Origin of the sequence: Lentisalinibacter orientalis (genome assembly GCF_040706535.1) — a bacterium.
Taxonomy (GTDB): Bacteria; Pseudomonadota; Gammaproteobacteria; order Steroidobacterales; family Woeseiaceae; genus Lentisalinibacter; species Lentisalinibacter orientalis.
Genome location: NZ_JAPDRJ010000005.1, coordinates 357,666 through 369,671 on the forward strand (window position 1 = coordinate 357,666; position 12,006 = coordinate 369,671).

Below are 12,006 nucleotides of genomic sequence, written 5' to 3' on the forward strand. Positions count from 1 at the left end.
TTTACCTATACCCGACGACGCTTCGGAGGACGACACCCGTTGTGCGGTATCGGCGTCACGTCTTCGATAGTCTGAATACGGAAACCGACGGCATTCAGCGCGCGCACGGCGGACTCGCGGCCCGGGCCCGGCCCACGAACGCGTACGTCCAGGTTCTTCACGCCGTAGTCCTGCGCAGCCTTGCCCGCCTTCTCGGCGGCCACCTGGGCGGCGAAGGGCGTCGATTTTCTCGATCCGCGGAAACCGCAGCCACCGGCCGTTGCCCACGAAAGGGCATTACCCTGGCGGTCGGTGATCGTGATGATCGTGTTGTTGAAGGAGGCATGCACGTGCGCAATCGCGTCCTGCACCTGCTTCCGGACCTTCTTCCGCGTGGTCGTTTTCTTCGGTTGAGCCATCTTATGTCCTTACTCGAATCCTGATGCCCGGCGCTTACTTGCGGACCGGACGGCGGGGGCCCTTGCGGGTCCGCGCGTTAGTACGGCTGCGCTGACCGCGCACCGGCAGGCCGCGGCGGTGACGGATGCCGCGGTAGCAGCCGAGGTCCATCAGACGCTTGATGTTCATGGACTGCTCACGGCGCAGGTCGCCCTCCACCGTGAAACGGGCCACCTCGTTGCGCAGCCGGGCCACTTCCGGCTCGGCCAGATCCTTCACCTGGACGTCCGGCGCGATACCGGCTGCGTCGCAGATCTTGCGCGCCCTGGTATGGCCGATGCCGTAGATGCTGGTGAGCGCTATCGCCACGTGCTTGTGCACCGGGATGTTTATGCCTGCTATACGCGCCACTGATAATTCCTCTGTTCTCTCTTACTGGCCGCCCTGTCAGGGGCTTCCTTCTCTCTCAACCCTGCCGCTGCTTGTGCCGCGCGTCCGTGCAGATGACGCGCACGACGCCATTGCGCCGGATGATCTTGCAGTTGCGGCAGATCTTCTTGACTGATGCACGAACCTTCATCGTCTTTCTCCGTCACCGGGCCGTCAGCGGATCTGGCCCGCGCGACCGTAATTCCTCAAATTGGCCTTCTTCATCATCCCTTCGTACTGGTGCGACATCATGTGCGCCTGCAGCTGACTCATGAAGTCCATTGCGACCACCACCAGGATGAGCAGGGATGTGCCGCCGAAATAGAACGGGATGCTCGGGTAGAACAGCCGCACGAACTCCGGCATAAGGCAGACGCCGGTGATGTACAGCGCGCCCCAGAACGTCAGCCGCGTCAGCACCCTGTCGATGTACTCGCCGGTCTGGGCGCCCGGCCGGATGCCCGGTATGAAGGCGCCCGAACGCTTCAGGTTGTCCGCCGTCTCCTTCGAGTTGAACACCAGCGCGGTGTAGAAGAAGCAGAAAAAGATGATCAGGACGCCGTACAGCAGCATGTAGACCGGCTGGCCGGGACCCATGCTGGTGCCGATGTTCTGCAGCGTGCGCTGGATCCACGTCGGGTCCGCGCTCGTGCCCGCGAACTGGGCGAGCGTCGCCGGGAACAGCAGGATACTGGAGGCGAAGATCGGCGGGATCACGCCGGACATGTTGATCTTGAACGGCAGGTGCGTGCTCTGGGCCGCATACATCCGCCGCCCCTGCTGACGCCGCGCATAGTTCACCGTGATACGCCGCTGGGCCCGCTCCATGTACACCACGAAGGCGGTCACCGCCACGATGGCCAGCAGGATCAGGATGGCGAAAGCCGGGGCCATCTCGCCGTTGCGCACGAGCTCTGCGGTGCCGGCGATGGCGCCGGGCAGGCCCGCCACGATGCCCGCGAGGATGATGATGGAGATACCGTTGCCGATGCCTCGCTCCGTTATCTGCTCGCCCAGCCACATCAGGAACACCGTGCCCGTCACCAGTGTGATGGCGGCGGTGAAAAGGAAACCCGGGCCCGGATTGATGACCAGGTTGGGCTGGTTCTGGATGGCGTAGGCCGCCGTCACGGACTGGAACAGCGCCAGCGCCACCGTGCCGTAGCGGGTGTACTGGGTGATCTTGCGCCGGCCGGACTCGCCTTCCTTCTTCAGCTGCGCGAGGCTGGGCACCACCACCGCGGCCATCTGCATGATGATGGCGGCGGAGATGTAGGGCATGATGCCGAGCGCGAAGACGCCGAAACGCTGCAGGGCGCCGCCCGAGAAGAGATTGAACAGCCCCAGAATATTCCCCGACTGCTGATCGAAGAAGCTCGACAGCGCAATGGGGTCGACGCCCGGCACCGGTATGAAGGTGCCGACGCGATAGACCACCAGTGCCCCGACCAGGAACAGGAGCCGCTGCCGCAGCTCGCTGAGCTTCCCGCTCTGGGCCAGTGCCATGGCCGGATTGTTGCTGGGTGCTTTCGCCACTTTCGTTTCCGTCAGTCCTCGATGGAGCCGCCGGCCGCCTCGATGGCCTTGCGGGCGCCCGGGGTCACCTTGATCCCTTTGATTTTCACAGCCTTCGTCAGTTCACCGGAGGCGATCACCTTCGCCTTCACGACGCGGCTGCCGACGATGTGCGCCTTGCGCAGAGCCTCCAGGTCGATGGTGTCCGCATCCACTTTCGCGAGCTCGTGCAGCCGCACCTCGGCGCTGAGGCCGCGGCTCGGCGAGTTGAAGCCCACCTTCGGCAGGCGCCGCTGCAGCGGCATCTGGCCGCCCTCGAAGCCCACCTTGTGGTAGCCGCCGGAACGGGCGTGCTGGCCTTTCTGACCGCGGCCGCTGGTCTTGCCCTGACCCGCGGAATGACCGCGGCCCAGGCGCTTGCCGGCCTTCTTGCTGCCCTCTGCAGGCTTAAGCGTATTCAGACGCATCTCTAGACTTCCTCTACGTTCAGGAGATAGGACACCTTGTTGATCATGCCCCGGTTCTCCGGCGTATCCTCGACGGTGACCGTCTGGTTGATCTTCCTGAGACCGAGCCCGGCGACGCAGGCCTTGTGGTTGGCCAACCGCCCGTACCGGCTCTTCACCAGCGTCACTTTCAGCTTCTGTCCCTTGCTCTCTGACTTGGCCATCGTGCTAGCTCTGTATCTCGTCGACTTTCTTGCCACGCTTCGCCGCAATCCGGTTCGGCGAGTGCACCGACTGCAGCGCGTTGATCGTCGCGCGCACCACGTTGATGGGGTTGCGCGAGCCGTAGCTCTTGGCCAGCACGTTACGCACGCCGGCGCATTCGAACACTGCGCGCATCGCACCGCCGGCGATGATGCCCGTACCTTCCGAGGCCGGCGCCATCAGCACCTTCGTGGCGCCATGACGGCCCTTGACCTCGTACTGCAGCGTCTCGTCCTTCAGGTGCAGCGACTTCAGGTTCTTCCGCGCGGCCTGCATCGCCTTCTGGATCGCGATGGGCACTTCACGGGCCTTGCCGTAGCCGAAGCCGACCTTGCCGGCGCCGTCGCCCACCACGGTCAGCGCGGTGAAGCCGAACTGGCGACCACCCTTCACGACCTTGGCGACGCGGTTCACGGTCACCAGTTTCTCGAGGAGATCGTCGCTGCCTTGTTCCATTCTTGCCATGTGTCACTACCCGATGCCCCGCCTCTCGCCCGGCGGGTATTCATTGATCCTAGAACTGCAGACCGGCCTCGCGCGCCGCATCCGCCAGTGCCTTCACGCGGCCGTGGAAGCGGAATCCGGAGCGGTCGAACGCCACCGATTCCACGCCGGCCGCCTTCGCCTTCTCGGCGATGACACGGCCCACCTCGGCCGCCGCGTCCACGTTGCCCGTGCCCTTCAGCTTCTCGCGCAGTTCCTTCTGCACCGTGGAGGCGCTCGCCAGCACGCTCGCCCCGTCCGGGGCGATGATCTGGGCGTAGATGTGCCGCGGCGTCCGGTGGACGCTCAGGCGGTGCACGGCCAGCTCGCTGATCTTGGCCCGCGTCCGGCGGGCCCGGCGCAGCCGGCTCTGTTTCTTGTCCAGTCTCATATCCTGAAATCCTCGGAAACCGGTTACTTCTTCTTCGCTTCTTTCATGACGACACGCTCGTCGGCATAGCGCACGCCCTTGCCTTTGTAGGGCTCAGGCGGACGGAAGCGACGGATCTCGGCGGCGACCTGACCCACCTTCTGCTTGTCGGAGCCGCGCACGATGACCTCGGTCTGGCTCGGCGTCTCGACCTGCACGCCCTCCGGCACCTGGTAGGCCACCGGGTGGGAGAAGCCGAGGGTCAGGTTCAGCGTGCTGCCCTGAGCCTGGGCGCGGTAGCCGACGCCGCGCAGCTCCAGCTTGCGCTCGAAGCCTTCGGTCACACCCTGCACCATATTGGCCAGCAGCGCGCGGGTGGTGCCCGCCATGGCATTGGCGAAGCGCGAGCCCGACCGCGCCTTCAGCGTGACGGTGCCGTCCTCCTGAGCGAGCTCCACCTCGTGGTTCAGCTCCATCTCGAGCGCGCCTTTCGGCCCTTTCACGTTGACGGTGGTACCGCTGACGGCCACCTCGACGCCCTTGGGCAGCGCTACCGGTTGTTTTGCGACTCTAGACATTTTCCTGACTCGTTGTATCGCTTAGGAGACGACGCAGAGAACCTCTCCGCCGATGCCCTTTGCCCGGGCCTGCCGGTCACTCATGAGCCCGGCCGAAGTGGACACGATGGCCACGCCCAGGCCGCCGAGTACCCGCGGCAGCTCGTCCTTGCCCCGGTAGATGCGCAGTCCCGGACGGCTCACCCGCTGGATGCGCTCGATCACAGGCTCACCCTGGAAGTACTTCAGCTCGACGGTGAGCGTGCGCCCGGCACCCTCGCCCTCCACCGAGTAACCGGTGATGTAGCCTTCTTCCTTCAGCACCTCGGCCACGGCGGACTTGATGGTGGATGCCGGCATGGCGACGCTGACCTTGCGGGCCTTCTGACCATTGCGGATGCGGGTCAGCATGTCGGCGATGGGATCGGTCATGCTCATATCATCAACCTCTGTTACCAGCTCGCCTTGGTAAGACCCGGGATCTCGCCCTTCATGGTCGCCTCGCGCAGCTTGTTCCGCGCCAGGCCGAACTTGCGGTAGTAGCCATGGGGGCGGCCCGTGATCGAGCAGCGATTGCGCAGCCGCACCGGGCTCGCGTCGCGCGGCAGCGCCTGCAGCTTCGCCTGCGCGGCGCGACGCTCTTCGTCGGAGCTACCGGGACTGGCGATGATCGCCTTCAGCTCTGCCCGCTTCCGCGCGTAGCGCTCCACCGTCTTCTGACGCTTGCGCTCGCGCTCTACCATCGATTTCTTTGCCATCGGCTGGAACCTGTCTATTTCTTGAACGGGAAGTTGAACGCTTCGAGCAGCGCCCTGCCTTCCTCGGGATTGGTGGCTGTCGTCGTTATCGTGATGTCCATGCCCCGGATCTCGTCGATCTGGTCGTAGTCGATCTCCGGGAAGATGATCTGCTCCCGCACGCCCATGCTGTAGTTGCCCTGGGTGTCGAAGGAGCGCGGATTCAGGCCGCGGAAGTCCCGCACACGCGGGATCGCGATGTTGACGAGCCGGTCGAGGAACTCGTACATGCGCTCGCGGCGCAGCGTGACCTTGGCGCCGATCGGGAAATCCTCGCGGATCTTGAAACCGGCGACCGACTTGCGCGCTTTCGTGACCACCGGCTTCTGGCCGGCGATGCGGGTCATGTCGGCGACGGCGTTGTCCAGGATCTTCTTGTCGCCCACGGCCTCGCCCACGCCCATGTTGATGGTGATCTTCGTGATCTTCGGCACGCGCATGGGGTTTGCGATGCCGAGCCGCTCCTGGAGCTGGGGCACCACCGTCTCGCGATAATATTCCTGCAGTCTGGACATAGCTCTGTACTCGATGCGCGGCGTCCTCAGACGTCCACGACCTCCTCATTCGATTTGAAATAGCGCACCCGCGAACCGTCCTCCAGGGTGCGGATGCCGATCCGGTCGCCCTTCTTGGTCTGCGGGTTGTAGACCATCACGTTCGAGATATGCAGCGGCATCTCGCGGTCGACGATACCGCCGGGGACGCCCATGTTCGGGTTCGGACGCTGGTGCTTCTTGGCCACGTTCACGCCTTCGACGAGCACGCGCTCGTCGGGATAGACGCGCAGCACGGTGCCGCGGCGGCCCTTGTCCTTGCCGGCGATCACGACGACTTCGTCGCCTTTCCTGATCTTGTTCATTTCGCTCTCTCGTCCTCTCGGCTAAAGCACTTCGGGTGCCAGCGAGATGATCTTCATGAATCGACTGGTCCGGAGCTCACGGGTCACCGGGCCGAAGATACGGGTGCCGATGGGCTCCAGGCGGTTGTTCAGCAGCACCGCCGCGTTACCGTCGAAGCGGATCAGCGAGCCGTCCGGGCGGCGCACACCCTTGCGCGTACGCACGACGACGGCGTTGTAGATCTCGCCCTTCTTCACCTTGCCGCGCGGGATCGCATCCTTCACGCTGACCTTGATGATGTCGCCGACGTTGGCGTACCGGCGCTTGGAACCGCCCAGTACCTTGATGCACATGAGGCGTCGCGCACCGCTGTTGTCCGCGGCGTTCAGAACTGACTGCATCTGAATCATTGCTGTAAATCCAATCCGGTATCTGTCTCAAAAACTGTCCGGTCTTCGGCTGCGTTCGCCCGTACCCGGGTCACTCCACCCGCGCCCGCTCGACGATGCCGACCACTTTCCACGCCTTGTGGCGGGAGATGGGGCGGCACTCGGCGATGGAGACACGGTCGCCCGGGCGGCACTCGTTGGCCTCGTCGTGGGCCATGACCTTGCTCGTGCGGCGGATGTACTTGCCATACACCGGATGACGGGTCAGCCGCTCGATCGCCACGGACACGGTCTTGTCCATCTTGTTCGACACGACCCGGCCGGTCACCGTGCGGGCGGTCTTCTGCTTCGTCTCGTCGTTCATTTGGCTTCACCCTGCGTAGAGACCTCGTTCAGGACGGTCTTCACACGCGCAATCTCCCTGCGGACGCGGCGGTACTCGTGGGGCCGTGTCAGCTGACCCGTGGCCTGCTGCAGGCGGAGGTTGAACTGCTCCTTGCGAAGCTTCAGCAGCTCCTCGCCCAGCTCCTCGGCCGTCTTTTCTCTCAGTTCACTCGCCTTCATCACATCACCTGACGGGACACGAACACCGTCTGCATCGGGATCTTGGCCGCCGCCAGGCGAAACGCCTCGCGCGCCACTTCCTCGCTGACGCCTTCCATCTCGTAGAGCACGCGGCCCGGCTGGATCTGAGCCACCCAGTACTCGACGTTACCCTTGCCCTTGCCCTGGCGTACTTCCAGGGGCTTCTTGCTGATCGGCTTGTCCGGAAACACCCGGATCCAGATCTTGCCGCCGCGCTTGATGTGCCGGGTCATGGCACGCCGGGCCGCCTCGATCTGGCGCGCCGTCAGCCGGCCGCGACCCACTGCCTTCAGACCGTACTCGCCGAAGGCCACCGTATTGCCCCGCTGCGCCAGGCCGCGGTTACGGCCCTTCTGCTGCTTGCGGAATTTGGTTCGTTTTGGCTGCAACATCTCCGCGGCTCCCTATCTCGAGCTCGTCGCCTGCTCGGCGGCTTCCTGGATGACCTCGTTCTTGTCCAGGATCTCACCCTTGAATATCCACACCTTCACGCCGATCACGCCGTAGGTGGTCTTCGCCTCGGCCAGGCCGTAATCGATCTCGGCCCGCAGCGTATGCAGCGGCACACGGCCTTCCCGGTACCACTCCGAACGGGCGATCTCCGCGCCGTTCAGCCGGCCGCCGACCTTCACCTTCACGCCCTCTGCGCCCACGCGCATGGTGTTGGTGACCGCACGCTTCATCGCGCGGCGGAACATCACGCGGCGCTCGAGCTGCTGGGCAATACCCTCGGCGACGAGCTGGGCGTCCATCTCGGGCTTGCGGATCTCGGATATATTGATGCGCACATCGCCGAGCGGCATGCCCACCATCTGCGCCACCTGCGAGCGCAGCTTCTCGATGTCCTCACCCTTCTTGCCGATCACGATCCCCGGCCGCGCCGTATGGATCGTGATATTGACCTTCTTGGCCGGGCGCTCGATCTGAATCTTGCTGACCGAGGCATCCTTCAGCTTCTCCTTGATGAAGGTGCGGACGTCGTGGTCCGACTTCACGTAGCCGGGGAAACTCTGCGTATCGGCATACCACTTCGACGTCCAGTCGGTCGTGATACCCAGGCGGATGCCCGTCGGATGTACTTTCTGACCCATTATGCGTCCCGTTACTCGTCTGCCACCCGGATGGTGATATGACTGTTGCGTTTGATGATCCGCGCACCGCGGCCCTTCGCGCGGGCACGGTAGCGGCGGAATGACGGCGCCTCGTTCACCTCGATGGCGGCGATACGCAGTTCGTCGATATCGGCACCGTGATTGTGCTCCGCATTCGCGATGGCCGACTCGAGCACCTTCTTCACGATATGCGCGCCCTTCTTGGGCATGAACGCGAGCGTCTTCAGCGCGCTGTCCACCGTCTTGCCGCGGATGGTGTCCGCGACCAGCCGGCATTTCTGCGGCGAGATACGCGCGTAGCGCAGTGTTGCTGCAACCTGCATCAGCCGTCTCCTCAGCGCTTCGTCTTGCGATCGCCGGAGTGACCCTTGAAGGTCCGGGTGATCGCGAACTCGCCCAACTTGTGACCCACCATGTTCTCCGATATCAGAACCGGCACATGCTGGCGCCCGTTATGCACGGCGATGGTCAGGCCGACCATGTCCGGCAGGATCATCGAGCGCCGCGACCATGTCCTGATCGGGCGGCGGTCGTTGCTCTCCACAGCCGTCTGCACCTTCTTCTGGAGGTGGACGTCTACGAAAGGACCTTTCTTAACCGAGCGTGGCATCTTTCAAACCCTGTATTACTTCTGCTTGCGGCGCTTGCGGCGGCGCACGATCATCGAATCCGTGCGCTTGTTCTTGCGCGTCTTGTAACCCTTCGTGGGCACGCCCCACGGGGTCACCGGATGGCGGCCGCCGGAAGTCCTGCCCTCGCCGCCGCCATGGGGGTGGTCGACCGGGTTCATGACCACGCCGCGCACGGTCGGGCGCACACCTTTCCAGCGCTTCGCGCCGGCCTTGCCGAGCTTGCGCAGGTTGTGCTCGCCGTGGCCCACCTCGCCGATGGTGGCCCGGCATTCCGAGTGGATGCGCCGCATCTCGCCGGAGCGCAGCCGCAGCGTCGCGTAGGTGCCCTCGCGGGCCGCGAGCTGGGCCGAGGCGCCGGCCGAACGCATCAGCTGCGCGCCCTTGCCCGGCTTCATCTCGATGCAGTGGATGACCGTACCCACCGGGATGCTGCGCAGCGGCAGGGCATTGCCCGGCTTGATCGGGGCGTCTTCGCCCGACAGCACCGTCTGACCCGCGCTCACGCCCTTCGGCGCGAGGATGTAGCGCCACTCGCCGTCGGCGTATTTGATCAGCGCCAGGTGGGCACTGCGGTTCGGGTCGTATTCGATACGCTCGACCGTCCCCGGGATGCCGTCCTTGTTGCGCTTGAAGTCCACGATACGGTAGCGCTGCTTGTGTCCGCCGCCCTGGTGGCGCACCGTGATGCGGCCCTTGTTGTTGCGGCCGCCGGTCTTCGCCTTCTTGGCCAGCAACGGGCCGAAGGGCTCGCCCTTGTACAGCTCGGGCGTGCGCACCTTGACGACGAAACGCCGGCCGGCGGATGTCGGTTTTGCTTTCTGCAGTGGCATTCTTCTGGACCCCTGTTACTCAGCGCCGAGGAAGTCGATGTCGCTGCCCGCAGCCAGCTTCACGTACGCCTTCTTCCACGCCGGGCGCTTGCCGATGGTCTGGCCGAAGCGCTTGAACTTGCCCTTGTGGTTGACCACCTGCACGCCCTCTACCTCGACCTCGAACAGCATCTCCACCGCTGCCCGGATCTCCTGCTTGGTCGCGTCCCGGCGCACCCGGAACACCACCTGGTTGTCGCGCTCGCCGACGGTCGTGGTCTTCTCGGAGATGTGCGGCCCGAGAACCACGTTCATCAGCCGTTCCTGGCGTGCGATGGCGCTCATGACAGACGCTCCTCGATCAGTTTCAGCGCGGGCACGGTGATCAGCACCTTCTCGAAACGCATCAGCGTTACCGGATCCACCGCCGCCACGTCGCAGATGCCCACGTTCTTCAGATTGCGTGCCGCCAGGTAGACCTTCTCGTCGAACGCCTCGTTGACGATCAGCACGTCGTCCAGGCCCAGCGACTTGAGCTTGCCGGCCAGCTCCTTCGTCTTCGGCGCCTCCAGCGTGAGCTCGCCGGTGACCACCAGGCGCTCCTGGCGGATCAGCTCGGAGAGAACCGACTTCAGGGCACCGCGGTACATCTTGCGATTGACCTTCTGCTCGAAGCTGCGCGGCCTGGCGGCGAACGCACGGCCACCGCCCACCCAGATGGGGCTGCGGATGGTGCCGGCGCGGGCCCGGCCCGTTCCCTTCTGCCGCCACGGCTTGGCGCCGCCGCCGCGCACGTCGGAGCGGTTCTTCTGCGCCTTCGTGCCGGCGCGGGCGCCGGCCAGATAGGCCGTCACGACCTGGTGCACCAGCGACTCGTTGTAGCTGGCGCCGAAGGCTTCCTCGGACACCTCTACGCTGCCGCCGGCATCGGCGAGTTTCAGTTCCATCGTCATGCCTTGCCACCCTCGCTGCCGACGCGCGCCTTCACGGCGGGCTGCACGATGACGCGTCCGCCGCGGTGACCGGGGACAGCGCCCTTGACCAGGATCAGGTTGCGCTCGGCGTCCACCCGGACGACCTCGAGGTTCTGGGTGGTGCGGCGCACGTTGCCCATCTGGCCGGCCATCTTCTTGCCCTTGAACACGCGGCCCGGGGTCTGGTTCTGACCGATCGAGCCGGGCACCCGGTGGGAAAGCGAGTTGCCGTGGGTGGCGTCCTGGGTGCGGAAGTTGTGCCGCTTGACCGTGCCGGCAAAGCCCTTGCCGATGGTGGTGCCGATCACGTCGACCTTCTGGCCGACCTCGAACCGGTCCACGCGAATCTCGGCACCCGGCGCCAGCTCGTCCTCGGCCGGTGCCTCGTCCAGGCGGAACTCGCGCAGCGAGTCGCCCGCGTCGACCTTGGCGGCCGCGAACTGACCGGCCCGCGGCTTCGACACCCGGGAGGCCTTCGCACTGCCGGAGGTGACCTGGAAGGCGTGATAACCGTCGCGCTCGGGCGTCTTCACCTGCGTGACGCGATTTGGCAGCGCCTCGATCACGGTGACCGGCACAGAATTGCCGTCCTCCGTGAAGATGCGCGTCATGCCGCACTTGCGGCCAACGATTCCGATAGCCATCTGAGACTTTCCCGTCGTGTGCCGGCTCCGGTTGGCCGGCACCCTCTTTAATGAAACAATCAACCTTCACCGCGATGACTACGATTGGCCATCGCTGCCTGTCGCGAACTCAAGACACGCGAAAGGGGCCAGCTCTTCGCTCGACCCCTGCCGGGTCTGCGGAACTGACCCCCACGCCGGCCGAAGCCGATGTGCCCGGGATTTGCCGTTTACGCCGCATGTGGCGGCGTCGCTGTCTGAGGATCAGGCCGACTCCCGGCCCGGCCTGGTCCCGAAGGAGCCCGCTATTATAACAAGTCGGGCGCCATGTTCAATTTCTAATTCAGCTTGATCTGGACGTCCACGCCCGCCGGCAGCTCGAGCTTCATCAGCGCGTCCACCGTCTTGTCCGTGGGATCCACGATATCCATCAGCCGCTTGTGGGTGCGCAGCTCGTACTGGTCCCGCGCGTCCTTGTTGACGTGGGGCGAGATCAGCACGGTGAAGCGCTCCTTCTTCGTGGGCAGCGGCACCGGCCCTTTCACGGTGGCGCCGGTGCGCTTCGCCGTCTCCACGATCTCCCGGGCCGACGTGTCGATCAGCCGGTGGTCGAAGGCCTTGAGGCGGATTCGGATGTTCTGGTTTGTTGCCATGTTGTTGAATCGGGCCTGAAGGCCCTCCTGCATTGTTTAATCGATGATTTTCGCCACCACGCCGGCGCCGACCGTGCGGCCGCCCTCGCGGATGGCAAAGCGCAGTCCGTCCTCCATGGCGATCGGCGCGATCAGCTCCACCACCATCTTC

General features: G+C 64.8%; 26 protein-coding genes. All 26 read right to left on the reverse strand.

What is annotated here, in order from left to right; translation table 11 throughout:
- Positions 1-5: 5 nt before the first annotated feature.
- Positions 6-398, reverse strand: a complete 393-nt coding sequence (gene rpsK, locus ACJMK0_RS17445) for a 30S ribosomal protein S11 (protein WP_405223712.1) — start codon at positions 396-398, stop codon at positions 6-8.
- 34 nt (positions 399-432) lie between these two features.
- On the reverse strand, positions 433-789 hold the full coding sequence (rpsM, locus tag ACJMK0_RS17450) for a 30S ribosomal protein S13 (RefSeq protein ID WP_405234128.1): 357 nt from the start codon (positions 787-789) through the stop codon (positions 433-435).
- 55 nt (positions 790-844) lie between these two features.
- On the reverse strand, positions 845-958 hold the full coding sequence (gene rpmJ / locus ACJMK0_RS17455; protein ID WP_405223716.1) for a 50S ribosomal protein L36: 114 nt from the start codon (positions 956-958) through the stop codon (positions 845-847).
- A 23-nt stretch (positions 959-981) separates the two neighbouring features.
- Positions 982-2,313, reverse strand: coding sequence for a preprotein translocase subunit SecY (secY, locus tag ACJMK0_RS17460; RefSeq protein ID WP_405240310.1), 1,332 nt, complete (start codon positions 2,311-2,313; stop codon positions 982-984).
- Between the two features lie 41 nt (positions 2,314-2,354).
- Positions 2,355-2,789, reverse strand: coding sequence for a 50S ribosomal protein L15 (rplO, locus tag ACJMK0_RS17465; RefSeq protein WP_405240270.1), 435 nt, complete (start codon positions 2,787-2,789; stop codon positions 2,355-2,357).
- A gap of 2 nt (positions 2,790-2,791) precedes the next feature.
- Positions 2,792-2,992, reverse strand: coding sequence for a 50S ribosomal protein L30 (gene rpmD / locus ACJMK0_RS17470; RefSeq protein ID WP_405240271.1), 201 nt, complete (start codon positions 2,990-2,992; stop codon positions 2,792-2,794).
- A gap of 4 nt (positions 2,993-2,996) precedes the next feature.
- A complete protein-coding gene (rpsE, locus tag ACJMK0_RS17475; protein WP_405234131.1) occupies positions 2,997-3,497 on the reverse strand; it encodes a 30S ribosomal protein S5 in 501 nt (166 codons plus the stop codon).
- A 49-nt stretch (positions 3,498-3,546) separates the two neighbouring features.
- A complete protein-coding gene (gene rplR, locus ACJMK0_RS17480; protein ID WP_405240312.1) occupies positions 3,547-3,900 on the reverse strand; it encodes a 50S ribosomal protein L18 in 354 nt (117 codons plus the stop codon).
- Positions 3,901-3,929: 29 nt separating this feature from the next.
- Positions 3,930-4,463 (reverse strand): 50S ribosomal protein L6, encoded by a 534-nt coding sequence (rplF, locus tag ACJMK0_RS17485; RefSeq protein WP_405240273.1) that lies wholly within the window; start codon positions 4,461-4,463, stop codon positions 3,930-3,932.
- Positions 4,464-4,484: 21 nt separating this feature from the next.
- Entirely contained in the window at positions 4,485-4,880 is a 396-nt protein-coding gene (rpsH, locus tag ACJMK0_RS17490) for a 30S ribosomal protein S8 (RefSeq protein ID WP_405240275.1), read from the reverse strand.
- 14 nt (positions 4,881-4,894) lie between these two features.
- On the reverse strand, positions 4,895-5,200 hold the full coding sequence (gene rpsN / locus ACJMK0_RS17495) for a 30S ribosomal protein S14 (protein WP_405240277.1): 306 nt from the start codon (positions 5,198-5,200) through the stop codon (positions 4,895-4,897).
- A gap of 14 nt (positions 5,201-5,214) precedes the next feature.
- Positions 5,215-5,754, reverse strand: coding sequence for a 50S ribosomal protein L5 (gene rplE / locus ACJMK0_RS17500; protein WP_405234135.1), 540 nt, complete (start codon positions 5,752-5,754; stop codon positions 5,215-5,217).
- A gap of 26 nt (positions 5,755-5,780) precedes the next feature.
- On the reverse strand, positions 5,781-6,098 hold the full coding sequence (gene rplX, locus ACJMK0_RS17505) for a 50S ribosomal protein L24 (RefSeq protein WP_405223731.1): 318 nt from the start codon (positions 6,096-6,098) through the stop codon (positions 5,781-5,783).
- Between the two features lie 21 nt (positions 6,099-6,119).
- On the reverse strand, positions 6,120-6,488 hold the full coding sequence (gene rplN / locus ACJMK0_RS17510) for a 50S ribosomal protein L14 (protein ID WP_405223733.1): 369 nt from the start codon (positions 6,486-6,488) through the stop codon (positions 6,120-6,122).
- Positions 6,489-6,558: 70 nt separating this feature from the next.
- On the reverse strand, positions 6,559-6,831 hold the full coding sequence (gene rpsQ / locus ACJMK0_RS17515; protein WP_405240279.1) for a 30S ribosomal protein S17: 273 nt from the start codon (positions 6,829-6,831) through the stop codon (positions 6,559-6,561).
- Entirely contained in the window at positions 6,828-7,031 is a 204-nt protein-coding gene (gene rpmC, locus ACJMK0_RS17520) for a 50S ribosomal protein L29 (RefSeq protein ID WP_405240281.1), read from the reverse strand. The genes rpsQ and rpmC overlap by 4 nt, the downstream gene beginning before the upstream one ends.
- Positions 7,031-7,444 carry a 50S ribosomal protein L16 gene (gene rplP / locus ACJMK0_RS17525; RefSeq protein ID WP_405223738.1) on the reverse strand — a complete coding sequence of 138 codons (414 nt, stop codon included), beginning with the start codon at positions 7,442-7,444 and terminating at the stop codon, positions 7,031-7,033. The genes rpmC and rplP overlap by 1 nt, the downstream gene beginning before the upstream one ends.
- A gap of 12 nt (positions 7,445-7,456) precedes the next feature.
- Positions 7,457-8,143, reverse strand: a complete 687-nt coding sequence (rpsC, locus tag ACJMK0_RS17530; protein ID WP_405240283.1) for a 30S ribosomal protein S3 — start codon at positions 8,141-8,143, stop codon at positions 7,457-7,459.
- Positions 8,144-8,154: 11 nt separating this feature from the next.
- Entirely contained in the window at positions 8,155-8,487 is a 333-nt protein-coding gene (gene rplV, locus ACJMK0_RS17535) for a 50S ribosomal protein L22 (protein ID WP_405240285.1), read from the reverse strand.
- An 11-nt stretch (positions 8,488-8,498) separates the two neighbouring features.
- A complete protein-coding gene (gene rpsS / locus ACJMK0_RS17540; protein ID WP_405223744.1) occupies positions 8,499-8,774 on the reverse strand; it encodes a 30S ribosomal protein S19 in 276 nt (91 codons plus the stop codon).
- 15 nt (positions 8,775-8,789) lie between these two features.
- Positions 8,790-9,626, reverse strand: coding sequence for a 50S ribosomal protein L2 (gene rplB / locus ACJMK0_RS17545; RefSeq protein ID WP_405240287.1), 837 nt, complete (start codon positions 9,624-9,626; stop codon positions 8,790-8,792).
- Between the two features lie 15 nt (positions 9,627-9,641).
- Positions 9,642-9,950 (reverse strand): 50S ribosomal protein L23, encoded by a 309-nt coding sequence (rplW, locus tag ACJMK0_RS17550; protein ID WP_405240289.1) that lies wholly within the window; start codon positions 9,948-9,950, stop codon positions 9,642-9,644.
- A complete protein-coding gene (rplD, locus tag ACJMK0_RS17555; protein ID WP_405240314.1) occupies positions 9,947-10,552 on the reverse strand; it encodes a 50S ribosomal protein L4 in 606 nt (201 codons plus the stop codon). The genes rplW and rplD overlap by 4 nt, the downstream gene beginning before the upstream one ends.
- Before the next feature lie 2 nt (positions 10,553-10,554).
- The gene (rplC, locus tag ACJMK0_RS17560) at positions 10,555-11,223 is read right to left on the reverse strand and encodes a 50S ribosomal protein L3 (RefSeq protein ID WP_405240290.1); all 669 of its coding nucleotides are present in this window, start codon (positions 11,221-11,223) and stop codon (positions 10,555-10,557) included.
- 317 nt (positions 11,224-11,540) lie between these two features.
- Positions 11,541-11,855: a 30S ribosomal protein S10 gene (gene rpsJ / locus ACJMK0_RS17565; RefSeq protein WP_405234143.1), complete on the reverse strand. Its 315-nt coding sequence runs from the start codon at positions 11,853-11,855 to the stop codon at positions 11,541-11,543.
- A 36-nt stretch (positions 11,856-11,891) separates the two neighbouring features.
- On the reverse strand, positions 11,892-12,006 hold a 115-nt coding region (locus ACJMK0_RS17570; RefSeq protein WP_452233287.1), incomplete at its 5' end, for an EF-Tu C-terminal domain-related protein.

Bases quoted from the DNA above. Each gene is read 5' to 3' on its own strand.
- rpmJ (WP_405223716.1), bottom strand. From the start codon at position 958: ATGAAGGTTCGTGCATCAGTCAAGAAGATCTGCCGCAACTGCAAGATC.
- rplE (WP_405234135.1), bottom strand. From the start codon at position 5,754: ATGTCCAGACTGCAGGAATATTATCGCGAGACGGTGGTGCCCCAGCTC.
- rpsN (WP_405240277.1), bottom strand. From the start codon at position 5,200: ATGGCAAAGAAATCGATGGTAGAGCGCGAGCGCAAGCGTCAGAAGACG.
- rpsC (WP_405240283.1), bottom strand. From the start codon at position 8,143: ATGGGTCAGAAAGTACATCCGACGGGCATCCGCCTGGGTATCACGACC.
- secY (WP_405240310.1), bottom strand. From the start codon at position 2,313: ATGGCACTGGCCCAGAGCGGGAAGCTCAGCGAGCTGCGGCAGCGGCTC.
- rplV (WP_405240285.1), bottom strand. From the start codon at position 8,487: ATGCAGGTTGCAGCAACACTGCGCTACGCGCGTATCTCGCCGCAGAAA.
- rpmD (WP_405240271.1), bottom strand. From the start codon at position 2,992: ATGGCCAAGTCAGAGAGCAAGGGACAGAAGCTGAAAGTGACGCTGGTG.
- rpsE (WP_405234131.1), bottom strand. From the start codon at position 3,497: ATGGCAAGAATGGAACAAGGCAGCGACGATCTCCTCGAGAAACTGGTG.
- rplD (WP_405240314.1), bottom strand. From the start codon at position 10,552: ATGGAACTGAAACTCGCCGATGCCGGCGGCAGCGTAGAGGTGTCCGAG.
- rplC (WP_405240290.1), bottom strand. From the start codon at position 11,223: ATGGCTATCGGAATCGTTGGCCGCAAGTGCGGCATGACGCGCATCTTC.
- rpsQ (WP_405240279.1), bottom strand. From the start codon at position 6,831: ATGAACGACGAGACGAAGCAGAAGACCGCCCGCACGGTGACCGGCCGG.
- rplP (WP_405223738.1), bottom strand. From the start codon at position 7,444: ATGTTGCAGCCAAAACGAACCAAATTCCGCAAGCAGCAGAAGGGCCGT.
- rpsS (WP_405223744.1), bottom strand. From the start codon at position 8,774: ATGCCACGCTCGGTTAAGAAAGGTCCTTTCGTAGACGTCCACCTCCAG.
- rplW (WP_405240289.1), bottom strand. From the start codon at position 9,950: ATGAGCGCCATCGCACGCCAGGAACGGCTGATGAACGTGGTTCTCGGG.
- rplO (WP_405240270.1), bottom strand. From the start codon at position 2,789: ATGCGTCTGAATACGCTTAAGCCTGCAGAGGGCAGCAAGAAGGCCGGC.
- rplX (WP_405223731.1), bottom strand. From the start codon at position 6,098: ATGAACAAGATCAGGAAAGGCGACGAAGTCGTCGTGATCGCCGGCAAG.
- rpmC (WP_405240281.1), bottom strand. From the start codon at position 7,031: ATGAAGGCGAGTGAACTGAGAGAAAAGACGGCCGAGGAGCTGGGCGAG.
- rplN (WP_405223733.1), bottom strand. From the start codon at position 6,488: ATGATTCAGATGCAGTCAGTTCTGAACGCCGCGGACAACAGCGGTGCG.
- rpsK (WP_405223712.1), bottom strand. From the start codon at position 398: ATGGCTCAACCGAAGAAAACGACCACGCGGAAGAAGGTCCGGAAGCAG.
- rplB (WP_405240287.1), bottom strand. From the start codon at position 9,626: ATGCCACTGCAGAAAGCAAAACCGACATCCGCCGGCCGGCGTTTCGTC.
- rpsJ (WP_405234143.1), bottom strand. From the start codon at position 11,855: ATGGCAACAAACCAGAACATCCGAATCCGCCTCAAGGCCTTCGACCAC.
- rplF (WP_405240273.1), bottom strand. From the start codon at position 4,463: ATGTCTAGAGTCGCAAAACAACCGGTAGCGCTGCCCAAGGGCGTCGAG.
- rpsH (WP_405240275.1), bottom strand. From the start codon at position 4,880: ATGAGCATGACCGATCCCATCGCCGACATGCTGACCCGCATCCGCAAT.